The 23,441-nt window shown below is 67.5% G+C and carries 23 protein-coding genes; 15 read left to right on the top strand and 8 right to left on the bottom strand.

Annotated elements, in window-relative coordinates; genetic code table 11:
* Positions 1–92: 92 nt before the first annotated feature.
* The 3 genes from AC1VXD_RS09295 to ftsY all read right to left on the bottom strand — a co-directional run bounded on the left by AC1VXD_RS09295 (position 93) and on the right by ftsY (position 2,929).
* Positions 93–362, bottom strand: a complete 270-nt coding sequence (locus AC1VXD_RS09295) for an oxidative damage protection protein (protein WP_482991816.1) — start codon at positions 360–362, stop codon at positions 93–95.
* 5 nt (positions 363–367) lie between these two features.
* Complete coding sequence (mutY, locus tag AC1VXD_RS09300) at positions 368–1,492, bottom strand: A/G-specific adenine glycosylase (protein WP_482991817.1); 1,125 nt, start codon at positions 1,490–1,492, stop codon at positions 368–370.
* Between the two features lie 120 nt (positions 1,493–1,612).
* Positions 1,613–2,929 carry a signal recognition particle-docking protein FtsY gene (gene ftsY, locus AC1VXD_RS09305; protein WP_482991818.1) on the bottom strand — a complete coding sequence of 439 codons (1,317 nt, stop codon included), beginning with the start codon at positions 2,927–2,929 and terminating at the stop codon, positions 1,613–1,615.
* A gap of 130 nt (positions 2,930–3,059) precedes the next feature.
* On the opposite strand from ftsY, the gene AC1VXD_RS09310 reads away from it, so the two are divergent.
* Complete coding sequence (locus AC1VXD_RS09310; RefSeq protein WP_482991819.1) at positions 3,060–3,356, top strand: hypothetical protein; 297 nt, start codon at positions 3,060–3,062, stop codon at positions 3,354–3,356.
* 123 nt (positions 3,357–3,479) lie between these two features.
* On the opposite strand, the gene htpG is transcribed toward AC1VXD_RS09310, so the two are convergent.
* Positions 3,480–5,366: a molecular chaperone HtpG gene (htpG, locus tag AC1VXD_RS09315; RefSeq protein ID WP_482991820.1), complete on the bottom strand. Its 1,887-nt coding sequence runs from the start codon at positions 5,364–5,366 to the stop codon at positions 3,480–3,482.
* A gap of 746 nt (positions 5,367–6,112) precedes the next feature.
* Here htpG and rsmD point away from each other — a divergent pair.
* The 6 genes from rsmD to AC1VXD_RS09345 all read left to right on the top strand — a co-directional run bounded on the left by rsmD (position 6,113) and on the right by AC1VXD_RS09345 (position 10,957).
* Positions 6,113–6,691, top strand: a complete 579-nt coding sequence (gene rsmD, locus AC1VXD_RS09320; protein ID WP_482991821.1) for a 16S rRNA (guanine(966)-N(2))-methyltransferase RsmD — start codon at positions 6,113–6,115, stop codon at positions 6,689–6,691.
* A 26-nt stretch (positions 6,692–6,717) separates the two neighbouring features.
* Positions 6,718–7,227: a pantetheine-phosphate adenylyltransferase gene (gene coaD, locus AC1VXD_RS09325; RefSeq protein ID WP_008267036.1), complete on the top strand. Its 510-nt coding sequence runs from the start codon at positions 6,718–6,720 to the stop codon at positions 7,225–7,227.
* Between the two features lie 78 nt (positions 7,228–7,305).
* Positions 7,306–7,797, top strand: a complete 492-nt coding sequence (locus AC1VXD_RS09330; RefSeq protein ID WP_116864860.1) for a hypothetical protein — start codon at positions 7,306–7,308, stop codon at positions 7,795–7,797.
* A 131-nt stretch (positions 7,798–7,928) separates the two neighbouring features.
* Positions 7,929–8,210, top strand: a complete 282-nt coding sequence (locus AC1VXD_RS09335) for a YfhL family 4Fe-4S dicluster ferredoxin (protein ID WP_482991822.1) — start codon at positions 7,929–7,931, stop codon at positions 8,208–8,210.
* Positions 8,207–9,937 carry a gamma-glutamyltransferase gene (gene ggt / locus AC1VXD_RS09340; protein ID WP_482991823.1) on the top strand — a complete coding sequence of 577 codons (1,731 nt, stop codon included), beginning with the start codon at positions 8,207–8,209 and terminating at the stop codon, positions 9,935–9,937. Before AC1VXD_RS09335 ends, ggt begins: the two co-directional genes overlap by 4 nt.
* 132 nt (positions 9,938–10,069) lie before the next feature.
* Positions 10,070–10,957, top strand: coding sequence for an MBL fold metallo-hydrolase (locus tag AC1VXD_RS09345; protein WP_482991824.1), 888 nt, complete (start codon positions 10,070–10,072; stop codon positions 10,955–10,957).
* Positions 10,958–11,171: 214 nt separating this feature from the next.
* Here the strand turns inward: AC1VXD_RS09345 and AC1VXD_RS09350 are convergent, their stop codons facing one another.
* A complete protein-coding gene (locus tag AC1VXD_RS09350; RefSeq protein ID WP_150454601.1) occupies positions 11,172–11,462 on the bottom strand; it encodes a PsiF family protein in 291 nt (96 codons plus the stop codon).
* A 357-nt stretch (positions 11,463–11,819) separates the two neighbouring features.
* Here AC1VXD_RS09350 and AC1VXD_RS09355 point away from each other — a divergent pair, with 357 nt between their 5' ends.
* Positions 11,820–12,038 carry an SRPBCC domain-containing protein gene (locus tag AC1VXD_RS09355; RefSeq protein WP_482991825.1) on the top strand — a complete coding sequence of 73 codons (219 nt, stop codon included), beginning with the start codon at positions 11,820–11,822 and terminating at the stop codon, positions 12,036–12,038.
* Between the two features lie 66 nt (positions 12,039–12,104).
* Here the strand turns inward: AC1VXD_RS09355 and upp are convergent, their stop codons facing one another.
* Positions 12,105–12,737 carry a uracil phosphoribosyltransferase gene (gene upp, locus AC1VXD_RS09360; protein ID WP_108768539.1) on the bottom strand — a complete coding sequence of 211 codons (633 nt, stop codon included), beginning with the start codon at positions 12,735–12,737 and terminating at the stop codon, positions 12,105–12,107.
* Positions 12,738–12,916: 179 nt separating this feature from the next.
* Between upp and AC1VXD_RS09365 the strand changes: the two genes are divergently transcribed.
* From AC1VXD_RS09365 to AC1VXD_RS09380, 4 genes are read left to right on the top strand one after another with little or no spacing between them, the layout of a single operon-like run.
* Entirely contained in the window at positions 12,917–15,469 is a 2,553-nt protein-coding gene (locus AC1VXD_RS09365; RefSeq protein ID WP_482991866.1) for a TonB-dependent receptor, read from the top strand.
* Positions 15,469–16,584 carry a phytase gene (locus AC1VXD_RS09370; protein WP_482991826.1) on the top strand — a complete coding sequence of 372 codons (1,116 nt, stop codon included), beginning with the start codon at positions 15,469–15,471 and terminating at the stop codon, positions 16,582–16,584. Before AC1VXD_RS09365 ends, AC1VXD_RS09370 begins: the two co-directional genes overlap by 1 nt.
* A 44-nt stretch (positions 16,585–16,628) precedes the next feature.
* On the top strand, positions 16,629–17,945 hold the full coding sequence (locus tag AC1VXD_RS09375; protein WP_482991867.1) for a purple acid phosphatase family protein: 1,317 nt from the start codon (positions 16,629–16,631) through the stop codon (positions 17,943–17,945).
* A gap of 11 nt (positions 17,946–17,956) precedes the next feature.
* Positions 17,957–18,571 (top strand): inorganic diphosphatase, encoded by a 615-nt coding sequence (locus AC1VXD_RS09380; RefSeq protein WP_482991827.1) that lies wholly within the window; start codon positions 17,957–17,959, stop codon positions 18,569–18,571.
* A 19-nt stretch (positions 18,572–18,590) separates the two neighbouring features.
* On the opposite strand, the gene AC1VXD_RS09385 is transcribed toward AC1VXD_RS09380, so the two are convergent.
* Entirely contained in the window at positions 18,591–19,175 is a 585-nt protein-coding gene (locus AC1VXD_RS09385; protein ID WP_482991828.1) for a hypothetical protein, read from the bottom strand.
* A 109-nt stretch (positions 19,176–19,284) separates the two neighbouring features.
* On the opposite strand from AC1VXD_RS09385, the gene AC1VXD_RS09390 reads away from it, so the two are divergent.
* Both AC1VXD_RS09390 and AC1VXD_RS09395 read left to right on the top strand, forming a co-directional pair.
* Positions 19,285–20,700 carry a cryptochrome/photolyase family protein gene (locus AC1VXD_RS09390; protein ID WP_482991829.1) on the top strand — a complete coding sequence of 472 codons (1,416 nt, stop codon included), beginning with the start codon at positions 19,285–19,287 and terminating at the stop codon, positions 20,698–20,700.
* A gap of 138 nt (positions 20,701–20,838) precedes the next feature.
* Positions 20,839–21,534: a YiaD family glycine zipper/OmpA-like lipoprotein gene (locus AC1VXD_RS09395; RefSeq protein ID WP_079221528.1), complete on the top strand. Its 696-nt coding sequence runs from the start codon at positions 20,839–20,841 to the stop codon at positions 21,532–21,534.
* 166 nt (positions 21,535–21,700) lie between these two features.
* Here AC1VXD_RS09395 and AC1VXD_RS09400 read toward each other — a convergent pair whose 3' ends face one another.
* Positions 21,701–22,426, bottom strand: a complete 726-nt coding sequence (locus AC1VXD_RS09400; protein ID WP_482991830.1) for an SDR family oxidoreductase — start codon at positions 22,424–22,426, stop codon at positions 21,701–21,703.
* Positions 22,427–22,545: 119 nt separating this feature from the next.
* On the opposite strand from AC1VXD_RS09400, the gene AC1VXD_RS09405 reads away from it, so the two are divergent.
* Positions 22,546–23,430: a LysR family transcriptional regulator gene (locus tag AC1VXD_RS09405; protein WP_482991831.1), complete on the top strand. Its 885-nt coding sequence runs from the start codon at positions 22,546–22,548 to the stop codon at positions 23,428–23,430.
* Positions 23,431–23,441: the final 11 nt, after the last annotated feature.

Raw genomic sequence — 23,441 nt, forward strand, 5'->3', positions numbered from 1 at the left:
CCCTTCCCCCCCCCCCCAAAAAACCCTCCCCGCCCCCGCCGCCGCGGGCGGGGGGGGGGGGCCCCGCGCCGCCCCCCCCCCCCGCTACCGGCTCAGGCCTCGGGGGTGAAGCCGGCCGGCTTTTCGGCGTCTTTCTCGAACAGGAACTTGACCAGCTCCGCTTCCAGCATCGCGCGGTGCTCCGGCTTGCGCGGCGACAGGCGGTTTTCGTTGATCAGCATGGTCTGGTGCGCCAGCCAGGCCACCCAGGCCTGCTTGCCGATGTGGTTGAACACGCGCTGGCCCAGGTCGCCGGGGTAGGGCACGAAGTCCAGGCCCTCGGCATCGCGTTGTTCGTACTGGCAGAAGACGGTTCGGGGCATGGCACTCACTCGTGGTTGCGGGGTTTGGTGGCTCTGCGTTTCGGCGCCTTTACCGGCGTGCCGTCCAGCAGCTTGCGGATCGGCGCGGGCAGGCCCAGCGCCGGAAGTTCATCGGCGGTGACCCAGCGCAGCGCGGGTTCCTCCACGCGCAGGCCGCGCACCTGCCGTGACAGTACCTGCAGGTGCAGCCGATAGTGGCTGAACGTGTGCAGCAGCACCGGCAGTTCCTCGGCCTCTTCCAGCGAACCGTCGACATGGGTGTCGAACCAGTCCTGCAGGTCGCTGCCGGCGTCGGCCTGCGGCAGCGTCCACAGCTGCGCCCAGATGCCCGTGTCCGGGCGCTTCTGCAGCAGCACGCGCTGCTGGGCGTCGCGCAGCAGCAGGGCTACGGCCTCGCGCTCGGGCAGGGGCTTGCCGGGTTTCGGCGTGGGCAGTTCGGCGGTGCGGCCTTCGCGGCGTGCCACGCAGTCTTCCTGCATCGGGCAGATCACGCAGGCCGGCTTGGCACGGCTGCACACGGTCGCGCCCAGATCCATCTGCGCCTGGGTGTAATCGGCCATGCGTCCGGCCGGCACCTGCGCTACATGCGCTTCGGCCAGCGACCACAGCTGTTTCTCGACGGCCGGCAGTCCGGGAAAGCCCTCGATGCCGTGATAGCGGCTGAGCACGCGTTTGACGTTGCCATCAAGGATCGCGAACGGGTCGTTCCAGGCCTGGCTGAGGATCGCGCCGGCGGTGCTGCGGCCGATGCCGGGCAGGGCGTGCAGGGCATCGAAATCGCGCGGCAGGTCGCCGTCGTGCAGCTCCACGCAGCGCTTGGCCGCGGCGTGCAGATTGCGTGCGCGGGCGTAGTAGCCGAGCCCGGCCCACTGCGCCATGACCGCGTCGTTGCTGGCGGCGGCCAGGTCGGGCAGGGTCGGGAAGTGCTGCAGGAACCGCTGGAAATACGGGATGACCGTGGTCACCTGGGTCTGCTGCAGCATGATCTCCGACAGCCAGACCCGATAAGGACTGCGCGGATGCTGCCAGGGCAGGTCGTGGCGTCCGTGGTCGTCGAACCAGTGCAGCAGGTGGGCGACGAAACCGTCTGCGTGGTCAAGTGCGGCGCTGGCGTGCGGCTGGCGGGGCATGGGTGTTCCGGGGAAGGCAGCCACCCGTGGGGTGGCTCTACTGGATTGCGGTTGCGGTAGACCCACGCCATGGGCGCGCGCAGTGCAGTAGAGCCACGCCATGCGTGGCTGCACGGCGTATCAGGCGCCCAGCGCTTCAGGCAGCAGGGCGTCGACGAAGGCTTCCGGATCGAACACGCGCAGGTCTTCCGGGCGCTCGCCGATGCCGGCAAAACGGATCGGAATGCCGAACTCGCGGGCCAAGGCGAACACCACGCCGCCCTTGGCGGTACCGTCCAGCTTGGTCACCACCAGGCCGGTCACCTTCACCGCGGCATTGAACTGGCGCAGCTGCGAGAGCGCGTTCTGGCCGGTGGTGCCGTCGATGACCATCAGCACTTCGTGCGGCGCGGTCTCGTCGATCTTGCCCAGTACGCGACGGATCTTACCGAGCTCGTTCATCAGGCCGGACTGGGTATGCAGGCGACCGGCGGTGTCGGCGATCAGCACCGAGGTGCCGCGCGCCTTGCCGGCCTGCAGGGCGTCGTAGGCCACCGAAGCGGCGTCGGCGTTCTGCCCCTGGGCGACCACAGCCACGCCGTTGCGCTCACCCCAGGCCTGCAGCTGGGCCACGGCGGCGGCGCGGAAGGTATCGCCGGCGGCCAGCATCAGACTGTGGCCTTCGTCCTTGAAGCGCTTGGCCAGCTTGCCGATGGTGGTGGTCTTGCCGACGCCGTTGACGCCGACGGTGAGCACCACGAAGGGCTTGGCGTTGCGGTCGATCACCAGCGGCTTGGCGACCGGCTGCAGGATCGCGATCAGTTCGCTGCGCAGCGCGGCGAGCAGCGCATTGGCATCGACGAACTCGCGCGACTTCATGCGCTTGCGCAGGCCCTCGACCAGGTCGGTAGTGGCGCCCACGCCGACGTCGGCGGTGATCAGCGCGGTTTCCAGCTCGTCCAGCAGATCGTCGTCGAGCTTGGGATTGCGCGAGAACAGGCCGCCGAAGCTGCGGGCGATGACGCTGTTGCGCAGGCGCTCGCGCCAGCCGGGCTTGCCGGCCGGGGCCGGGGCGGCATCGACCAGCACCGGCAGGTCCATGGCAGGCGTGGCCGGCGCTTCGGCCGGGGTGACCGGGGCCAGCGGTGCAAGCACGGCGGCGGCAGCCAGGGCCTCGGCTTCGAAGTCTTCCGGAGCGATGACGCGTTCCGGGGCCGGGGCCGGGGCCGAGGCCGGCGGCGCAGCGGCGACCGGCGGCTCGGGCGCTGCGACAGGCGCAGGCGCGGACGTGGTGGCCTCGACGCTGGCCGGCGTGGCGACCGGTGCGGCCGGGGCTTCTTCGACCGGGGCAGCGGACGGGAACGCCGCCGCCAGCTCCTCAGCCGAGTAATGCTGGGTCTTGGGCGCGTCCGGCGTGGCGGCGTCCTGGGGCTTCTTGCGGCGGAAAAAACTGAGCATTGGCAAAAGGCGCTGAAATCAGGGGGGTATGCTACCACTCGGGACCGTTGACCCGATGTGGACTCAAGGTTGCGCGTGCCGGGCCGTTAACCGGTCCGAGGGGCTGCGCAGGGTGGCCCGGAGACCGCCGATGAACGTGTTGGAGACTGCGCTGTCGGGAATGCGAGCGGCCCAGCAGGGCGTGCAGGTGGCCGCACACAACGTGGCCAGTCTCGCCACCCCGGACGCGCAGCGCCTGCAGTTGCAGCGCAGCCCGGTCGAGCAGGGCGGGGTGGAAACCACGGTCAGTGCCACCGATCCGGACCCGGCAGCGCCGCTGGGCGACCTGCTGGCAGCCAAGGCCGAGGTGGTGGCATTTGCCGCCAACGCCACGGTGATCCGCAGCCAGGACCAGATGCTGGGCGCGCTGCTGGACCGGAACGCCTGAGGCATCAGCCGCCCTGGCAGGTGTCAACCTTGGTTGACACGTCTTTGGAGCGCCAACGACGGTTGGCACGTACCAAAGCATCGACCGGTAGCGCCGGGCCATGCCCGGCGACCACCCCATCGGTCAGGCCGACAGTTCCAGCAGCAGCTTGTTCAGGCGCGCCACGTAGGCTCCCGGATCCTTCAGGCTGTCGCCGGCGGCCAGCGCGGCCTGGTCGAACAGCACCCGACCGAGGTCGTCGAAGCGCGCGCCATCGGCTTCGGCGTCGAGCTTGGCGATCAGCGGGTGGCCCGGGTTGATCTCCAGCACCGGCTTGCTGTCGGGCACCTTCTGCCCGCTGGCTTCCAGGATCTGGCGCATCTGCAGGCCCAGGTCCTGTTCGCCGATGGCCAGTACCGCCGGCGAATCGGTCAGGCGGTGCGACACGCGCACTTCGGCCACGTCATCGCCGAGCACCGACTTCAGGCGCTCGACCAGGCCCTGCTTGTCCTTCGCTGCCGCTTCCTGTTCCTGCTTGTCGGCTTCGCTTTCCAGCGCGCCCAGGTCGAGGTCGCCACGGGCGATATCGACGAAGCCCTTGCCATCGAAATCGGTCAGGTAGCCCATCAGCCACTCGTCGATGCGATCGGTCAGCAGCAGCACTTCGATGCCCTTCTTGCGGAACACTTCCAGGTGCGGGCTGTTGCGCACCTGGCTGTAGCTTTCGCCGGTCAGGTAATAGATCTTGTCCTGGCCCTCGGCCATGCGGCCGATGTAATCGGCCAGCGACACGGTCTGCGCATCGGCCTCGCCACGGGTGGAGGCGAAGCGCAGCAGGCCGGCCACCTTCTCGCGGTTGTTGTAGTCCTCGGCCGGGCCTTCCTTCAGCACCTGGCCGAATTCCTTCCAGAACGTGGCGTACTGCTCCGGCTTGTCGGCGGCCAGCTTTTCCAGCATGTCCAGCGAGCGCTTGGTCAGCGCGGCCTTCATCGAATCGATGACCGGGCCGGACTGCAGGATCTCGCGCGAGACGTTCAGCGACAGGTCGTTGGAGTCGACAACGCCCTTGATGAAACGCAGGTACAACGGCAGGAACTGCTCGGCCTGGTCCATCACGAACACGCGCTGCACGTACAGCTTCAGGCCCTTCGGCGCGTCGCGGTGGTACAGGTCGAACGGCGCGCGGCCGGGTACGTACAGCAGCGAGGTGTACTCGAGCTTGCCTTCAACCTTGTTGTGGCTCCACGCCAGCGGGTCGCTGTGGTCGTGCGCCACGTGCTTGTAGAACTCGGTGTACTCGGCGTCGCTGATCTCGGTACGCGGGCGGGTCCACAGCGCGCTGGCGCGGTTGACGGTCTCCCACTCGCCGGCGGCCTCTTCGCCTTCCTTCGGCATCTGGATCGGCAGGCCGATGTGGTCGGAGTACTTCTTGAGGATGCTGCGCAGGCGCCAGCCGTCGGCGAAGTCGTGCTCGCCGTCCTTCAGGTGCAGGACGATGCGGGTACCGCGCTCGGCCTTGTCGATGGTGGCCACGTCGAAATCGCCTTCGCCACGCGAGGTCCAGCGCACGCCTTCGGCGGCGGCCAGTCCGGCGCGGCGCGAGGTCACTTCCACTTCGTCAGCGACGATGAAGGCGCTGTAGAAGCCGACGCCGAACTGGCCGATCAGCTGCGAATCCTTCTTCTGGTCGCCGGACAGCTGGCGCAGGAAATCGCCGGTGCCGGACTTGGCGATCGTGCCGAGGTGGGCGATGGCTTCGGCGCGGCTCATGCCGATGCCGTTGTCTTCGATGGTGATGGTGTGGGCGGCAACGTCGAAGCTGACGCGCACGCGCAGTTCGCTGTCGCCTTCCAGCAGGGCGGGCTGGGTCAGGGCCTCGAAGCGCAGCTTGTCGGCGGCGTCGGCGGCGTTGGAGACCAGCTCGCGGAGGAAGATTTCCTTGTTGGAGTACAGCGAGTGGATCATCAGCTGCAGCAGCTGCTTGACCTCGGTCTGGAAGCCAAGGGTTTCGGTCTGGGTGGTCTCGGTCATCGATAGGGCTCCGTGTGCAATGCCGCGCCAGCGCGTGCGGCCTGGCCAAGGGGTATGGCTGATTGTCCCGAAATCAAGGGGGTGGTCGGCAGGGCTGCGCCCTGCACCTGCTCAATGCAACGGCAACGGCCGAAGCAACAGCAACAGCGGGTTGTCCGTGGATGGCGGGACGGTGTGGGTTGGCAGGACACGCCGTAAACCCGTCCATGGGGGCTCGTAGGCGCCATCCATGGCGCCTGCGGTCCTGCCCACCCACACCGCCCCACCTCTGACAGGTTCACGCGACTGTTGGAACCTGCTGTTGGTGGGTGCCGACCGCTGGTCGGCACATCTGTGAGATATAGGATGAATTCATCCACGCATGGCGTGGATCTACTGGCAACGGCGGCTGTTGGTAAGTGTCGACCTTGGTCGACACATCTGTCAGATACCGAATTCCATCTGGGGTCAGAGCCCGTTGCGCAGCAACGGGATCCGACCCCGTGCTCCGACAGATCGCGGAAAACTGTCGAAGGCGGGGTGGGTCCGGTTGAGGGGGCGTGAGCCGCATGGATGCGGCGACCGAGCTCACAGGGACGTACTTGCAGCGCCCCCCTCAACCGAACCCACCCCGCCATCCCACGGGGTCCCCGCCGTTGCTGTTGCTTCGGTCGTTGCTGTGGCTTCTGCGGGTGCCGGCCGGGGGCCGGCCGAATTACAATCCCACTCATGGTGAATTTCTCGAACAACCCCCACCGGGGTAGCCGGTGAGCGGCCGTGGTGGCAATGACGGCCAGGTCCGCATCATCGGCGGGCGCTGGCGCAATACCCGCCTGCCGGTGCCGACCCTGCCGGGCCTGCGGCCCAGCAGCGACCGCGTGCGCGAAACGCTGTTCAACTGGCTGCTGCCCAAGCTCGGCGGGGCGCGGGTGCTGGACCTGTTCGCCGGCAGCGGCGCGCTGGGCCTGGAGGCCGTCTCGCGCGGTGCCGCCCACGCCACCCTGGTCGAACGCGATGCCCAGCTCGGCCGCAACCTGACCGCCGCCGTCGCCAGGCTGCAGGCGGCCGAGCAGGTCAGCGTGGTCCAGGCCGATGCCCTGCGCTGGCTGCAGAGCGCGCCGGCCCAGCAGGCCACCCTGGTGTTCATCGACCCGCCGTTCGCCGACGGCCTGTGGCAGGACGTGCTCGCCCAGCTGCCGCGCCACCTTGCCGCCGATGCCTGGCTGTACCTGGAATCCCCGGCAGGCCACGTGCCCGTGCTGCCGCCGGAATGGCTGCTGCACCGCGAGGGCGGCACCCGCGAGGTGCGCTTTGCCCTGTACCGCCGCGCCACTGCTACACTTTGACCTCATCTGAACATCTGCTACCGCCCATGACCGTGGCCAACCGCCGCATCGCCGTCTACCCCGGCACGTTCGACCCCATCACCAATGGTCATATCGACCTGGTGAGCCGGGCTGCGCCGTTGTTTGAAAAGGTCGTGGTCGGCGTGGCGCAGAGCCCGTCCAAGGGCCCGGCGCTGCCGCTGGAGCAGCGCGTGCAGCTGGCCCGGGGCGCCCTGGGCCACCACAGCAATGTCGAGGTCATCGGCTTCGATACCCTGCTGGCCCATTTCGTACGTTCGGTCCAGGGCGGGGTGCTGCTGCGCGGCCTGCGCGCGGTGTCCGACTTCGAATACGAATTCCAGATGGCGAGCATGAACCGCCACCTGATCCCGGAGGTCGAGACCCTGTTCCTGACGCCGGCCGAGCAGCACAGCTTCATTTCGTCCTCGCTGGTCCGCGAGATCGCCCGCCTGGGAGGCGACGTGTCCGGTTTCGTGCCGGCCGCCGTGCTCGAGGCGCTGCGCAAGGTCCGCGAAGCGAAGTCGGCGCAGTCGTAAATCCTGCCCGCGCGGCAGGGCCAGTAGTACCACGCACCCCCATTACGTAAACCACACGCACCACTCGGGAGGAAACCCATGAACACCACCATGCGCGCGATGCTGATCGCTTCGTTTGCCCTGGCCTTCACCGCCTGCAAGAAGGAAGAGGCCGCTCCGGTCGAAGACGCCAAGCAGGCCCTGGTCGCTCCGGCCAAGGAAGACGATGCAGGCTGGAAGAAGTACCTGCAGGAAGTGGCGATCCAGAACATGGGCAACATCACCAACAGCCCGTTCCTGTATTACCTCTCGCCGGAATCGGACCCGGACTTCCAGGCCAAGTACGAGCGCCAGACCGAAAGCGCGACCCAGGCCGTGGCCCGTGGCGTGCAGCCGGGCAACATGCTGGCCTTCGGTTCGTCGGCCTCGGGCAAGATGGCTGACATGATCCAGACCGTGTTCAAGGACGTCTCGCCGGATTCGATGAAGGGCGTGCGCGTCGTCTTCATCGGCCAGTCCGCTGACAACGCCCGCGTGCAGGCTGCCGTGCAGCCGACCGGCGCCGAGTACATTTTCGTCGAAGCCAAGTAAGACCGTGCCATGGCGGCCATGCTCCGGCATGGCCCGGGCGGCGCTCCGCGAGGGCGCCGCTGATGACCTGACCGGCCCGCGCGCCCGCGCGGGCCGGTCCTTGTCCCAAGGCGCGGGCGAGGAGTATCGCCATGTCGCTGAAAATCAACGAGCTCTGCGTCAACTGTGACGTCTGCGAGCCGGCCTGCCCGAACCAGGCCATTTCGATGGGTGAAACCATCTACCTGATCGACCCTGCGCGCTGCACCGAATGCGTGGGTCACTTCGATGAGCCACAGTGCGTGGTCGTCTGCCCGGTCGAATGCATCGACCCGGACCCGGAGATCGTGGAAACGGAAGTCCAGCTGCTGGCCAAGTTGCGCCGACTGCAGCACGATCACCCCGAACTCTACGCGGAGCCCTCATCCGAATGAAGACGCTGATCGTCCGTCCCCTGCTGCTGCTCAGCCTGGTGCTGAGCCCGCTGGCCTGGGCCGAAACCACCGCCCGTGCCGAGCGCCCTGATGGCGCGGCCATCGCCAGTGGCCATGCGCTGGCCACCCAGGCCGGCATCGACATCCTGGCGCAGGGCGGCAACGCCTTTGACGCCGCGGTCGCGGTGTCCTCCACCCTGGCCGTGGTCGAGCCGATCAGCTCGGGCCTGGGCGGCGGCGGCTTCTTCCTGCTGCACGATGCAGCCACCGGCAAGGACATCATGCTGGATGCGCGCGAGACCGCCCCGGCGGCCGCGACCCCGCAGGCGTTCCTGGACAAGCAGGGCAACCTGGACCGTGACCGCTCGGTCAACGGCCCGTGGTCGGCCGGCATCCCTGGCCTGCCCGCCGCACTGGTGGAACTGTCGGCCAAGCACGGCAAGCTGCCGCTGTCGGCCTCGCTGCAGCCGGCTATCCGCATCGCCCGCGAAGGTTTCCCGGTCTATGACCGCATGGCCAAGGGCTACGCCTCGCGCCGCGAGGTGATGGAACGCTTCCCCGGCACGCGTGAGGTCTACCTGCGCAACGGCAAGCCGATCGCTACCGGCGATCTGTTCAAGCAGCCTGAGCTGGCACAGACCCTGGAGCGCCTGGCGGCCGGCGGTCGCGATGGCTTCTACAAGGGCCAGACCGGCAAGCTGCTGCTGGAAGGCGTGAAGCAGGCCGGTGGCAAGTGGACGGCCGACGAGCTGGCCGGCTACCAGGTCAAGCTGCGCGAGCCGATCGTGTTCGACTACAACGGCTGGAAGATCACCACCGCGCCGCCGCCGTCGTCCGGTGGCATCGCGCTGGCCAGCATGCTGCAGATCCTGGAAGGCTGGGACATCAAGCAGATGGATGCAGCCCACCGCACCCACCTGGTGGTGGAAGCGATGCGCCGCGCCTACCGCGACCGCACTTTCTTCCTCGGCGATCCGGACTTCGTGCAGATCCCGCAGAAGGTGCTGACCAGCAAGGATTACGCGCAGGGCCTGCGGGCCACGATCCACCCGGACAAGGCCACCCCCAGCGACCTGCTGTCGGGCAACCCGACCCCGCTGGAAGATGACGAGACCACGCATTTCTCGATCATCGACCGCGATGGCAACCGCGTCGGCGCCACCCAGACCGTCAACCTGCTGTACGGCTCGGGCCTGATTCCCAAGGGCACCGGCGTGCTGCTGAACAACGAGATGGACGACTTCGCGCTGAAGCCGGGCACCCCCAACGCCTTCGGCGTGATGGGTTATGCGGCCAACGCACCGAAGCCGGGCAAGCGCATGCTCAGCTCGATGACGCCCACCTTCATGGAGAACGCCGACAAGGTGGTGGTGCTGGGCACCCCGGGCGGCAGCCGCATCATCACCATGGTGCTGCTGGGCATCCTCGGCTATGACGCCGGCCTGGACGCGCAGCAGGTTGCCGCGTTGCCGCGCTACCACCACCAGTGGCTGCCGGACCTGATCGAGGCCGAGAGCGACGCCTTCGACGCGGACACCGTGAAGCAGCTGCAGGCGATGGGCCACAAGATCGACCTGCCGGGCGATGTCGCCGCCGGCGGCCGCGGCTCCAGCCACGTGTGGGGCAACCTGCAGACCGTGGAGTGGGACCGCACGGCCAACAAGCTCTACGGCGGCAGCGACCCGCGCAACCCTGTCGGCAGCGCCCAGGTCTTGCCGGCACGTTGATGCGTCGGTAGCGCCGGGCCATGCCCGGCGAATGGAGCGCCCCAGAACCCCGCCACCCGGCGGGGTTCTGCGCTTTCCGGCCCGTAATTCCGGCTAGCGATTATTTAACGGGGGGCGCTCGATAATTGCGGCATGAAACTATGGTCGATTCGTGGGAACTCGCAGCGCCTGGATGGCGGTGCGATGTTCGGCAACGCGCCGCGTGCGGTGTGGGAAAAGTGGGCGGCTCCGGACGAGCTCAATCGCATCGAGCTGGCCTGCCGTGCGTTGCTGGCCAGTCCGCTGGATGGCAAGACGGTGCTGTTCGAGACCGGCATCGGTGCGTTCTTCGACCCCCGCATGCGCGACCGTTACGGTGTGCAGGAAAGCCAGCACGTGCTGATCGATTCGCTGCGCGAGGCGGGTTTCGAGCACGAGGACATCGACGTGGTGGTGCTCAGCCACCTGCACTTCGACCATGCCGGCGGCCTGCTGTCGGCATGGAGCGAAGGCCGCTCGCCGGAACTGCTGTTCCCCAACGCGACCTTTGTGGTCGGTGCGCAGCACTGGCAGCGGGCGCTGCAGCCGCATCCGCGCGACCGCGCCAGCTTCATTCCCGAGCTGCCGGGCCTGCTGCAGGCCACCGGCCGCCTGGAAGTGGTGGAGGGCGAGTACTCGAAGGTGCTGGGCAGCAGCGTGCGCTTCAGCTACAGCGACGGCCATACGCCGGGCCTGATGCTTGGCGAGATCGTCGGCCACGCGCATGCCGGCGAGGATGCGCACGGTGGCGTGGTGTTCTGTGCGGACCTGATCCCGGGGCGCTCGTGGGTGCACGTGCCGATCACCATGGGCTACGACCGCAATGCGGAGCTGTTGATCGACGAGAAGCGACGCTTCCTGGAAGACAAGCTTGCGCGCAACGTGCATCTGTTCTTCACCCATGACCCGCAGGTGGCGCTGGCGCAGCTGGGGCGGGATGAGAAGGGGCGTTTCGTGACCCTGCATGAGCAGGGGGAGCTGAAGGCGCGGGCGTTGGGTTGAGGGGTGTTCGTTCGGCAGGGCTTGCAGCCCCGCACCTGCAGAAGCAACGTCAACGTCAAAAGCGGGCTGCCCGTGGGTTGGCGGGGTTCAGGCGGCTGTTGGTGGGTGCCGGCCGTTGGTCGGCACATCTGTCAGAGATCGATGTTCAGATGGGGTCGGATCCCGTTGCTTCGCAACGGGCTCTGGCCCCATCTGATTGAATATGATGGCGGTGCTACGAGGCTTTCAGGCAGCTGCTCATGAAGGTCTTGCGGGCGTCGCCGGCGAGCTTTTTGGTCGCGGCATCGGCGTTGCACTGCTTCATGCGCTCCTGCGGGGTTGTGGCCTTGGTTTCGGTGGCGTGGCCGCTCAGGCAGGCGCTCTGCGCGGTTTTGTAGGCGTCGCCCTTCAGCCCTTTGTTCTTGGCCGAGCAGTCGGCCATGCGCTGCTGCTGCGGGGTGGCGGCGGTGGCGGCCAGGGGCAGGCCGATGAGCAGGGCGGCAGCCAGCAGGAACGAGGCTTTCATGGCATCTCCAGGGCGAGCGGTGCGGGTGCGCGGAGCATTCGCCTGCTGGCTGGAAAACGACGTGAAGATTCGCGATCGTCCCGGTAACGCTCGCCTGGAGATGTGATCGGCGTATCGGTGTGCATCCTTTATGACGCACTGGAGCACGTCCATGACATCCGCTGCCGACCCTCATCCAGAGACCGATCCGGTCATCAGCCGCGCATTGGCCGCGCCGCGGGCGGCGTTGTGGCGGGCCTGGACGGAGCCTGAGCTGTTGCGACAGTAGTGGTGCCCGCGGCTGTAGACCACCGAGGTGCGTGCGTTCGAGCTGCGCCCGGGCGGGGCTTCGTCGAGATCGTGCCGCAGCAGCGCCTGGTGTTCACCTCGATGCTGGGCGGCGGCTGGCGGCCGCAGAGCCCGTGGCTGGGCTTCACCGCGGCCATCACCTTCGCCGGCGAAGGGCAGGGCTGCCGCTACACCGCGCAGGTCATGCACCCGGACAAGACCGTCCGTGACCAACACGAGCCGATGGGCTTTTTTGATGGCTGGAAAATGGCCATCGACCGGCTGCAGGCGCTGGCGGCCGGGCTTTAAAGAGCGGGGGCCCGGAGCCCTTCTGCGAAAGGGATCCGACCCCGGGGTCAGATCCCTTCCACCGGATCACACCACGCGGGTACCGAAGATGCGGTCACCGGCATCGCCCAGGCCCGGCAGGATGTAGCCCTTGTCGTTGAGCTGGGCATCGATGGCCGCGGTGTAGATCTCCACGTCCGGGTGCACGGCCTTGACCGCCTCGATGCCTTCCGGCGCGGCGACCAGGAAGATGCCCTTGATGCGGCGCGCGCCCGCGCGCTTGAGCATGTCGATGGTGGCGATCAGGGTGCCGCCGGTGGCCAGCATCGGGTCCAGGATCAGCGCATCGCGCTCTTCCAGACGGCCGGTCAGGCGCTCGAAATAAGGCACCGGCTGCAGGGTTTCCTCATCGCGCTGCAGGCCGACCACGCTCACGCGCGCAGCCGGGATCAGCGACAGCACGCCGCTGAGCATGCCCAGGCCGGCACGCAGGATCGGCACCACGGTGATCTTGGCGCCAGCGATGCGCTGCACGGTCACCGGGCCGGCCCAGCCGGGGAGGGTGTGCGGCTCGGTCTCCAGGTCGGCGGTGGCCTCGTAGGCCAGCAGCGTGCCCAGTTCGTTGGCCAGCTCGCGGAAATCCTTGGTGCTGAGCGCGGCGTTGCGCATCAGGCCAATCTTGTGCTGCACCAGCGGGTGGCGCACTTCGACGATCTTCATGGTCGGGAATGGGGGCTGTAGAGAGGCCTCCATTTTGCCGGATCGGCGCTGCGAAGCCCACGCCGGATGCAATGAATGTGCTGAACGGTGTCACCGCCATGCAACGTTGCGGACATACCGTGCAGACCCATTCTTCACAGGTATGGGGCTCCACCGTGCACATCAAGACTCCGCTGGCCATGGCCATCACCGTGACCCTGGCGCTGGGGGCCGCAGCACCGCTGCAGGCCGCCGGACAGCAGGCCTTGGCCGCCACCGGCGTGGTTGCCGCCAATGCGGTCGATCTGGACCGCATCGAAGTGCGCGCCCAGCTCGAATCGCAGCTCCGCGCGGTTGATCTGAAGCGCAGCAGCGACGCCATCGAAGATGCGGTGTCCTCCGATGCCCTGGGCCAGTACCCGGACAAGAACGTGGCCGAGTCGCTGCAGCGCCTGCCGGGCATCAGCGTGACCCGTGACCAGGGCGAAGGCCGCTTCGTGGTCATCCGCGGCCTGGATGCCAACCTCAACAGCGTCAGCATCGATGGCATCGCCGTGGGTACCCCGGAAGACTCCAGCCGCGCCGCGCCACTGGACGTCATCCCCTCCGATTCGACCGAGCGCCTGCGCGTGGTCAAGTCGCCGACCCCGGACATGCCGGGTGACGCCATCGGTGGCGCGGTGCTGGTCGAATCGGCCTCGGCCTTCGACCGCGACGGCCGCAGCCTGCGCGGCAAGATCGAAGCCAGCCACCAGCAGCTGTCCGGCGAGACCAGCCCCAAGGCCTCGTTCAACTACAGCGAAGTGTTCGCCGAGACATTCGGCATCGCGCTGGGCGTGAACTACCAGAACCGCAGGTTCGAGTCCGACAACACCGAAGTCGAGTATGACAATCTCGACGGTGACATCGATCCGCAGGACGTGAAGCCCGGTGACCTCACCGCGATCAACCTGCAGAACCGCAAGTACGAGATCGAGCGCAAGCGCATCGGTGCCAACCTCAACATGGACTGGCGCCCGGACGAGGGCAGCAGGTACTACCTGCGCACCCTGTACAGCCAGTTCGACGACGCCGAAACCCGCCAGCGCGTGATCTACAACTTCGATGACGCCGACATGGTGGCCACCGGCACCGACCAGTACCGCCTGGACGACCTTCCGGCCGATGCGATCCAGAAGCGCATGCGCTACCGCACCAAGAAGGAAAACACCTTTGCTGCCAGCCTGGGCGGCGAGAACACGCTGACCAACGCGGTGGTGGACTACAAGATCGGCTACACCCGCACCGAAGAGCGCGTCGACGACGAGATGGAAGCACGCTTCGAGTTGGATGCCGACGACATGTCCGGCACCCTGGACCAGCGCAGCCGCCTGCCGACCTACACGCTCAGCAGCAACGGCTGGATGGACAACGCGAACTTCGCGTTCGACCGCTTCGTGATCTCGCCCAAGCAGGTCAACGACGAAGAACGCAGCGCGCAGGTCAACGTGCGTTTCGATGGCGACAACAGCAGCATCAAGTTCGGCCTGCTCGGCCGCTGGCGCGACCGTGATGTCAACGTGGACGAGAGCGAACTGCGCCGCGGCCCGGACATCGACCTGGCCAGCTGGACGGCCGCCGATCCGGAACACCGCCACGGTGTGATGGGGCAGGGCATGAGCTCGGCTGCCATGCGCGCCTACTGGGCACAGAACGGCAGCCGCTACACCGCGCGTCCGCAGGACGTGGCCGGCAACGCCGCCACGTCGCTGGAAGAGGATTACACCGCCAGTGAAGACATTTTCGCCAGCTACGCGATGGGCACCTGGGACATCGGATCGCTGCGCATCATCGGCGGCGTGCGCGTGGAAAACACCCGCTTCAAGGCCACCGGCAACAGCGTCGAGCTGGACGACGATGACGGCTACACCGTCAGCCCGGTGGAGGCCAACCGCAGCTACACCAACGTGCTGCCGGGCCTGCAGCTGCGCTACGACGCGGCCGACGACTGGGTGCTGCGTGCTTCGGCCAACAAGACGGTCTCGCGTCCGTCCTTCGGTGACATCTCGCCGCGCCGCGCGCTGAACGCCGGTGACCAAGAGCTGCGCCTGGGCAATCCGCAGCTGGATCCCTACGAGTCGAAGAACATCGACCTGTCGGTCGAGAAGTACATCGGCACCACCGGCATCGTCTCGCTGGGCCTGTTCCACAAGTCCATCGATGGCTACATCGTGGAGACCGTGAGCCAGAATGATCCGGCTTACGACGGCCTCGACGTGATCCGTCCGATCAACGGCCGCAAGGCCACCGTGCGCGGCGCAGAGTTCAACTGGCAGCAGCAGCTGGCGTTCCTGCCGGGCGCGCTGGACGGCCTGCTGGTCGGTGCCAGCGGCACCTGGCTGGATACCAGGTTCGATGCGGGCATCGCTGACCGCGAAGGCGAGGAGTTCATGCTGCCGCGTGCCTCCAGGCACGTGTACAGCGCGCACATCGGCTATGAGAAGTACGGCCTGAGCACCCGCCTGGCCGCGGTCTACCGCAGCGAGTACCTGGACACCGTCGGTACCGGCCGCGCGTTCGACATCTACGTAGCGCCCAACACCCAGCTCGACTTCTCGCTGGACTACAAGTTCACCCCGCGCATCAGCATGTACCTCGAAGCGCAGAACCTGCTCGACAAGCCGCTGGAGCTGTACCAAGGCACCCGTTCGCGCACCTTGCAGATGGAAGAGTACGGTCGCACGTACGCTGTCGGCCTGAAGGTGGCCCTGTGATGTCGCGTGGCATGACCCTGCTGGCCGCCGCGATGGCCGCCTGCCTTGCAGCCGGCTGCACGCCGGCGGCGGCTCCGGCCGGCGCCGATGCCGCCGCGAAGGCCCCGGCCGGGAACGCACGCTCGGTGTCGACCATCGCCGAGGCGTTCCTAAGCCCGATGACGCCGGAAGACAACATCGATTCGCCCGCGGCCTGGAAGGCACCGGACGGCAAGACCTGGCTGATCGCCACGGCCAAGGCCACCGACAAGCTGGTGGTGTATGACGGCAGCACCGGCCAGCACCTGCGCGACGTCGGCAACGCAGGCACCGCGCTGGGCCAGTTCGACCGCCCCAACGGCATCTCGGTGACCGACGACCTGCTGTGGATCGTCGAGCGTGACAACCACCGCGTGCAGGTGTTCTCGCTGCCCGATTTCACCCCGCTGGCGGTGTTCGGTGCCGACGACCTGCGCAAGCCCTATGGCCTGTGGGTCGACCGCCGGGCCGACGGCTACAGCGTCTACGTCACCGATTCCTGGGACAACGGCGAAGACGCACAGGGCAAGGACATCCTGCCGCCGCTGGCCGAGCTGGACAAGCGCGTGCGCCAGTACCACGTCACCCGCGACGGCGCCAAGGTGGAAGCGACCCTGGCTGCCAGCATCGGTGATACCAGCGAAGCCGGCGCACTGCGGGTGGTCGAGTCGATCTGGGGTGACCCAGCCAACGACCGCCTGCTGATCGCCGAGGAAGACGAAACCTACGCCAGCGAGTTCAAGATCTACACGCTGGCCGGCCGTTTCACCGGCAGCACCTTCGGCCGCGATGTGTTCAAGGCGCAGGCCGAGGGTGTGATGCTGCGCACCTGCGGCAAGGACGGCTGGTGGATCACCACCGAGCAGGGCAAGCAGCGCAGCGTGTTCCACCTGTTCGACCGCCATACCCTGAAGCCGGTCGGTGCCTTCCAGGGCAACACGGTCGCCAACACCGATGGCATCTGGATGATGCAGCAGCCGAGCCCGCGCTTCCCGCACGGTGCGCTGTATGCCGTGCATGACGACCAGGGCGTGGTGGCCTTCGACTGGGAAGCCATCGCCAAGCAGCTGTCGCTGCCGCTGGAGTGTGGCGCATGAGCCGTCGTTGCAGGAATGCCCTTGCGTTGGGCCTGCTGCTGGCAATGCCCGCATTGGGGTTCGCCGCCGCCGAACCGAATACCCAGGTGTCGGTGGGCAGCCCTTACTACGCGGCCACCACCGTGCCGGACCGCATCGTCGCCTCGCCGTCGGTCGATCCCAGCCAGGGCTTCGCCGTGGCCTGGCGCACCGATGGCAGCGTGCAGGCGCCACTGCTGGAAATCGCCCTGGCCGGTGATTCGCCGGCCATCGAGGGCATCAGCCAGGTGCGCGCGAAGACCCGGGTGCTGCAGACCGAGCACGGTCTGTCGCACCACCATCGCGCCGAGGTCGATGGGCTGAAGCCGGACACCCTGTACGTGTACCGCGTGCAGGGCAATGGCAGCTGGAGTGCCTGGAACCAGCTGCGCACGCTGGGCAAGGCCGGCGAGCCCCTGACCCTGCTGTACTTCGGTGATACCCAGAACAAGAACCTCAGTCATGTCAGCCGCGTGGTGCGTGCCGCGCAGAAGACCGCACCGGAGGCGCGCATGAGCCTGTTCGCCGGTGACCTGGTCAGCGGTGGCGACGGCGCCGATGACAGCGAGTGGGGCGAGTGGTTCGCCGCCACCAGTTGGCTGGCGCAGGAGACGCTGGTGGCCCCGGCCATCGGCAACCACGAGTACTTCGAAGAGTTCGAGGACACCCCGCAGGAGCGCCGCGTGCTGGGCAAGCACTGGCCGGTGACGTTCGCGCTGCCGGGCAACGGTGCCGCAGCGGCTGCCAGCAGCACCTACTGGTTCGATGTGCAGGACGTGCGCGTGGCCGTGCTCGACGGCACCTCCGCACTCGACCTGGGCACCGCCCAGGCGCAGGCGCAGTGGCTGGACAAGGTGCTGGCCAACAACCCGCACCCGTGGACCATCGTGCTGCTGCACCAGCCGTTCTATTCGCCGCGCGAAGGCCGCGAGAACGCTTCGCTGCGCGACGTGCTGCTGCCGGTCGTGCGCCGCCACAACGTCGACCTGGTGCTGCAGGGCCACGACCACACCTACGGCCGCCGCGGCGAAGGTGAGGCCGCCACGCCGCAGTACGTTGTGACGGTGGCTGGGCCGAAGCAGTACCGCCTGTCCGACGAGGCACGCCGGACCATGGATCCGGTGGCCGAGGATACCCAGCTGTTCCAGGTGCTGAAGATCGATCCGCAGCACCTGCGCTACGAAGCCCGCACCGTCACCGGCCGGTTGTACGATGCCTTCGAGCTGCGCCGCGATGCCGCCGGCGGCAAGCAGCGGGTGGAACTGCGCGAAGACCGCATCGCCCCGCGCGGCTGCCCGCGTGCGCAGACCGCCAAGGGCCGGGCGGACCGTTGCTGGGAATGAGGAGTGACCGCATGAACGCAACTCGACGCATCGCCCCGCTGGCCGCCCTCGGCGCAGCCCTGTTGCTGGTGGCCGGTGCCGTGACCGCCGCCGACAGCGTGCTGCATCCGTTCCTGGCAGCGCAGCCTAAGCAGGCCCCGGTCGAAGTGAACCTGGCGGTGGAGATCCCGGCCGGCAGCTTCACCAAGTACGAGATCAAGGAAGACGGTCTTGTACACGTGGACCGCTTCCAGTCGATGCCGGTGGCCTATCCAGCCAACTACGGCTCGATGCCGCGCACGCTGGCCGGTGACAACGATCCGCTGGATGCGCTGGTGCTGACCCGCGAACCGCTGCATCCGGGCGTGATCGTGCGCTTCCGCCCGATCGGTTACCTGAAGATGATCGATGGCGGCGAGCACGACGAGAAGGTCATCGGCGTGCCCACTGACAAGGTCGACCCGACCTACGCCAACATCCGCGAGCTGTCCGATCTGCCTGAGATCGAACGGCAGCGCATCGAGGCGTTCTTCCGGGTCTACAAGGACCTGCCGGCCGGCCGTAGTCCGGTGCAGCTCAACGGCTGGGGCAATGCGGCCGAAGCCCGTGCGCTGATCAGCGAGGCGATGAAGCGCTTCGAAAAGTAGATCCACGCCATGCGTGGATTCATCCCTGCAACGTCTCGATGAATGACTCGGCCTGCAGGCGGTCGCCCAGCACCTGGGCCACCGCCTGCACGGCTGCCTCCAGGTGCTCGGCGCGGATGCCGCCGTCATCATCATCGTTGTAGAGATCGTCACCGGCATCCAGATACACCGTGCCGGCCGCTGCCAGCACCGCCATCAGGGTCGGCAGGTCGTCGACGAACGTATCGGCGTCCCAGCTTCCGCAGCCATGCCGTGCGAACAGCACGCGGCCATCGTCCATGTCGAGGATGAAGGGATCGGCGCCGAGGTCGGCCACGACCAGCCAGCTGGCCGGCCAGTCCTCGATCGGCTCGCCGTCCACGCCATTCCAGCGATACCCCGCCTGGTAGCTCCACAGACGCTGCAGCGGCGGCACCCATACCTCAAGCCCGGGAAGGGTGATGCCGGCATGGCCGACCTTTGGGTTGATCTCGCGTCCCAGCGGCCCGACCTGCGCATAGAAGCGGGCCAGCACCGGCGGCAGCGGGAACGGGCCCTGCCAGTCATGTTCGCCCTGGGCCTGCAAAGGGCCGAAACGGGCGAAGGCAGCATGCAGGTCATCCATGCGGGGGCGTTCCGGTAACGGGCCCGGCAGCCTAGCAGACGGCCCCCACGTGCAATGCCTTCACCGCCGCTGGCTATCATGTGCGCCATCCAGAACGAAGGCAATGCACGTGTCGGTAGCGTTGGTGTGGTTCCGCCGTGATCTGCGGCTGCAGGACAATCCGGCCCTGCAGGCCGCGCTCGATGCCGGCCATGAGGTGGTGCCGGTCTACATCCATGCGCCGCAGGAAGAGGGCGAGTGGACGCCCGGCGCGGCGTCGGATGCCTGGCGCCATCGTTCGCTGGCCGCACTCGACGCCGACCTGCGCGCGCGCGGTTCGGCGCTGGTGCTGCGCAGTGGTGAGAGCCTGGCCACGCTGCAGGCACTGATCGAGGAAACCGGCGCCGAGGCGTTGTACTGGAACCGCAAGTACGAGCCGGCCACCCAGCCGCGCGACGCCACCATCAAGCGCACGCTGCGCGAGCAGGGCATTGACGCGCAGAGCTGCAATGGCAGCCTGTTGTTCGAGCCCTGGGACATCGAGACCCAGCAGGGGCAGCCGTACAAGGTGTTCACCCCGTACTGGCGCAACGTGCTCAGCCATTGGCGCCTGCCCGCGCTGCAGGCCGCGCCGGAGCAGCTTCCGGCCCACAAGGTGCACAGCCAGGCGCTGGAAGCGCTGCAGCTGGCGCCGACACTGGACTGGGACACTGGCTTCTGGGAACACTGGCAGCCGGGCGAAGCCGGTGCGCTGGAGGCGCTGTCGGTGTTCGAGGATGGTGCCCTGCGCGGCTATCGCGAGCAGCGCGACCTGCCGGACCGGGTAGGTACCTCGCGGATGTCGCCACACCTGCATTTCGGCGAGATCGCGCCGTGGCGCATCGCCCATGCGCTGGAAGGCCTGCGCAGCGCCGGCACCGATGCCGATATCGATGGCTACCTGCGCCAGCTCGGCTGGCGCGATTTTGCGTATCACCTGCTGCATCACTTCCCGAAAACGCCGAACGAGAACCTGAATCCGCGCTTCGATCGTTTCCCGTGGGCCAACCCCAGCAGCGCGCAGCTGCATGACTGGCAGCGTGGCAACACCGGCGTGCCGATCGTCGATGCCGGCCTGCGCGAGCTGTGGCACACCGGCTACATGCACAACCGGGTGCGCATGATCGTCGCCAGTTACCTGTGCAAGCATCTGCGCGCGCATTGGCTGCATGGCGCGCGCTGGTTCTGGGACACGCTGGTCGATGCCGACCTGGCCAACAACACCATGGGCTGGCAGTGGGTGGCCGGCACCGGCGCCGACGCAGCGCCGTATTTCCGGGTGTTCAATCCGGTCACCCAGGCCGAGAAGTTCGATCCGCAGGCGCGCTACATCACGCGCTGGGTGCCGGAACTGGCGGCGCTGCCGGTGAAGGCGCGCTTCGCGCCGTGGCAGCATCCGCTGCTGCTGGCCGACAAGGCGCCGGGCTATCCGCGCACGCCGCTGGTGGATCTGGCCGCTGGCCGTGATGCCGCGCTGGCGGCCTATCGGAGCACGGGTGGCGGGTAAAGCGGGCAGATGAAGGCCGGCTCAGAAAGCTGAATGCAGCACGTCCGGCCTTCACATCCATCATCCCGGCATCGCGCCGGGCTGTATATCCTCCGGGTCGTTCGCACGCCGCATTGGCCGGCATCCAAGGAGACCACCATGATCCGCAACACCACCCGCAACGTCGCCCTGGCCCTGATGACCGCTGCCGCGCTGACGGCGTGCGCCACCGGCGGCTCCTATGTGCAGAGTGACCAGTACGGCAACCCGACCGAGCAGCAGAACCGCACCGGTCGTGGCGCCTTGATCGGTACCGCCGTCGGCGTGGCCGCCGGCCTGCTGAGTGGCAACAGTGCTACCGAGCGTCGCCAGCACGCCCTGGTCGGTGCCGGCATCGGCGCGCTGAGCGGCGCGGCCATCGGCAACTACCAGGACCGCCAGGAGCGCGCCCTGCGTGAGCGCACCGCCAACACCGGCATCGACGTGCAGCGCCAGGGCGACAACATCACCCTGAACCTGCCGGACGGCATCACCTTCGATTTCGGCAAGTCGGCGCTGAAGCCGCAGTTCTACGGCTCGCTCAATGGCGTGGCCAGCACGCTGAACGAGTACAACCAGACCATGATCGAAGTGGTCGGCCACACCGACAGCATCGGCAGCGATGCGGTGAACAACCGCCTGTCGAAGGAGCGCGCCGATTCGGTGGCGCAGTACCTGGTGGGGCAGGGCGTGCAGCAGGTGCGCATTGAAACCCTGGGTGCCGGCAAGGCGTATCCGATCGCCGACAACAGCACCGACGCCGGCCGCGCACAGAACCGTCGCGTGGAAATTCGTGTGATTCCGCTCAAGCAGTAACGCATAGCGTTACTGCCTGAGCCGGTCCGGCCTTCGGCCGGAACGAAAATGCCGCCCTTGCAGGCGGCATTTTTGTGGATCCGGCCGTCGCATGTCTTGCCTTGGTCGGCACGCTCTGGCCTTTGTAGAGTCGAGCAAGCTCGACCCCTACAGGAGCACCGGCGCATCACCCCGCCGCCGTCGGCCGCACCACGATCTCGTTCACGTCTACATCGCCCGGCTGCTCGATCGCAAACCGCACTGCGCGGCCAATCGCATCGGGCTGCAGGGTGATGGCGCGGTACTGCACCATCGCTTCTGCCGCGACCGGATCAGTGATGGTGTCAGCCAGCTCGCTTTCCACCACGCCCGGATGGATGCAGGTCACCCGCAGCTCGCGGTGTTCCTGGCGCAGGCCCTCGGAAATCGCACGCACCGCGTACTTGGTCGCGCAGTACACCGCTGCCGTCGGTACCACCGACAGTGCACCAATCGAGGCGATGTTGATGATCTGCCCCTGGCCACGCGCCTGCATATGCGGCAGCACGGCGGCGATGCCGTGCAGCACGCCGCGGATGTTGACGTCGATCATCCGGTCCCACTCGTCCACCTTCAGCGAGGCCATCGGCGAGAGCGGCATGACGCCGGCGTTGTTGACGATTACATCAATGCTGCCGAATTCCGCCAGCGCGGCGGCGGCGAAGGCGTCGACCTGCGCGCGCTGGGTCACGTCCAGCGCCTGCACCAGCACCTGCGCACCTTGCCCGCGCAGTTTGTCAGCCAGTGCCTGCAGGCGGTCCACACGGCGCGCGCCGAGCACGAGGCGGGCGCCCGGCTGGGCCAGCGTGCGGGCGATGCCGGCGCCGATGCCGCTGGACGCGCCGGTGATGAGAATGGTTCGGGTAAGGCTCACGGCAGGACTCCTGATCGGATGGAAAGGGTCGGTCTGGACCCGGTGTCGCCACGGTAGATCGCCTGCGTTGTCGCGATAAGATGGCCATTGCCGATCAGCCTGTTAAGTACTGCTAACCAATGCCCGTCGATCTCAATGCCCTTGCCGTGTTCCAGCGGGTGGCCGAGTGCCGCAGCTTCACCGGTGCGGCCGACCATCTGGGCGTGACCCGCTCCGCGGTCAGCCAGACGATCAGCAAGCTGGAACAGTCGCTGGGCATCGCCCTGGTCCTGCGCACCACGCGCAGCGTCAACCTGACCGATGCCGGACAGGCACTGCTGGCGTCAGTGCGCCCGGCCCTGGCCGAACTGGATACTGCACTGGAGGCCACCCAACGGCGCCAGGCCGTCGTGTCCGGACAGCTGCGGCTTGCGGTCTCCTCCATCGCCGAAGCGTTCCTCGCTGGACCGTTGCTGGCCAGCTTCGCGGCAAAACACCCCGCGCTGCAGCTGGACATCACGGTAAGCGACGAGGAATTCGACATCGTCGGCGCGGGCTTCGATGCGGGCGTGCGCCTGGGCGAAGTCATTGCCCAGGACATGGTTGCCGTGCCCGTATCGGCGCGGCAACGGCAGCTGGTGGTGTGCGCGCCGTCGTACCGCGATCAGTACACGCTGCCGACGCATCCACGCGAGTTGGCCGAGCATCGCTGCATCGGCTGGCGGAGTGCGCCGGGCAAGGCGCCGTACCGTTGGGAATTCGAGGAGCGCGGCCGCGAGTTCAGCGTCGATGTGCAGCCGGAAATCACCAGCAACGACATGGGCGTGATGGTGCGCCTGGCGCTGGCCGGCGCGGGCATCGCCATCGGCATGGAAGAGACGTGGCGGCCGTGGCTGCAGCGCGGTGAAGTGGTGTCACTGCTGGAGCCGTACTGCCCGCGTTTCGCGGGCTTTTTCCTGTATTACCCCAGCCGTCGCCAGGCCGAGCCGAAGCTGCGCGCGCTGGTCGAGCACGTACTGGGTTGATGCGCGGTGAC

The organism is Stenotrophomonas sp. STEN054 (assembly GCF_056854535.1).

Excerpts from the sequence above, each read along its gene's own strand:
- AC1VXD_RS09295 (WP_482991816.1), bottom strand. The coding sequence starts at position 362 with ATGCCCCGAACCGTCTTCTGCCAGTACGAACAACGCGATGCCGAGGGC.
- mutY (WP_482991817.1), bottom strand. The coding sequence starts at position 1,492 with ATGCCCCGCCAGCCGCACGCCAGCGCCGCACTTGACCACGCAGACGGT.
- ftsY (WP_482991818.1), bottom strand. The coding sequence starts at position 2,929 with ATGCTCAGTTTTTTCCGCCGCAAGAAGCCCCAGGACGCCGCCACGCCG.
- AC1VXD_RS09310 (WP_482991819.1), top strand. The coding sequence starts at position 3,060 with ATGAACGTGTTGGAGACTGCGCTGTCGGGAATGCGAGCGGCCCAGCAG.
- htpG (WP_482991820.1), bottom strand. The coding sequence starts at position 5,366 with ATGACCGAGACCACCCAGACCGAAACCCTTGGCTTCCAGACCGAGGTC.
- coaD (WP_008267036.1), top strand. The coding sequence starts at position 6,718 with ATGACCGTGGCCAACCGCCGCATCGCCGTCTACCCCGGCACGTTCGAC.
- AC1VXD_RS09330 (WP_116864860.1), top strand. The coding sequence starts at position 7,306 with ATGAACACCACCATGCGCGCGATGCTGATCGCTTCGTTTGCCCTGGCC.
- AC1VXD_RS09335 (WP_482991822.1), top strand. The coding sequence starts at position 7,929 with ATGTCGCTGAAAATCAACGAGCTCTGCGTCAACTGTGACGTCTGCGAG.
- ggt (WP_482991823.1), top strand. The coding sequence starts at position 8,207 with ATGAAGACGCTGATCGTCCGTCCCCTGCTGCTGCTCAGCCTGGTGCTG.
- AC1VXD_RS09345 (WP_482991824.1), top strand. The coding sequence starts at position 10,070 with ATGAAACTATGGTCGATTCGTGGGAACTCGCAGCGCCTGGATGGCGGT.
- AC1VXD_RS09350 (WP_150454601.1), bottom strand. The coding sequence starts at position 11,462 with ATGAAAGCCTCGTTCCTGCTGGCTGCCGCCCTGCTCATCGGCCTGCCC.
- upp (WP_108768539.1), bottom strand. The coding sequence starts at position 12,737 with ATGAAGATCGTCGAAGTGCGCCACCCGCTGGTGCAGCACAAGATTGGC.
- AC1VXD_RS09365 (WP_482991866.1), top strand. The coding sequence starts at position 12,917 with ATGGCCATCACCGTGACCCTGGCGCTGGGGGCCGCAGCACCGCTGCAG.
- AC1VXD_RS09370 (WP_482991826.1), top strand. The coding sequence starts at position 15,469 with ATGTCGCGTGGCATGACCCTGCTGGCCGCCGCGATGGCCGCCTGCCTT.
- AC1VXD_RS09375 (WP_482991867.1), top strand. The coding sequence starts at position 16,629 with ATGCCCGCATTGGGGTTCGCCGCCGCCGAACCGAATACCCAGGTGTCG.
- AC1VXD_RS09380 (WP_482991827.1), top strand. The coding sequence starts at position 17,957 with ATGAACGCAACTCGACGCATCGCCCCGCTGGCCGCCCTCGGCGCAGCC.
- AC1VXD_RS09385 (WP_482991828.1), bottom strand. The coding sequence starts at position 19,175 with ATGGATGACCTGCATGCTGCCTTCGCCCGTTTCGGCCCTTTGCAGGCC.
- AC1VXD_RS09395 (WP_079221528.1), top strand. The coding sequence starts at position 20,839 with ATGATCCGCAACACCACCCGCAACGTCGCCCTGGCCCTGATGACCGCT.
- AC1VXD_RS09405 (WP_482991831.1), top strand. The coding sequence starts at position 22,546 with ATGCCCGTCGATCTCAATGCCCTTGCCGTGTTCCAGCGGGTGGCCGAG.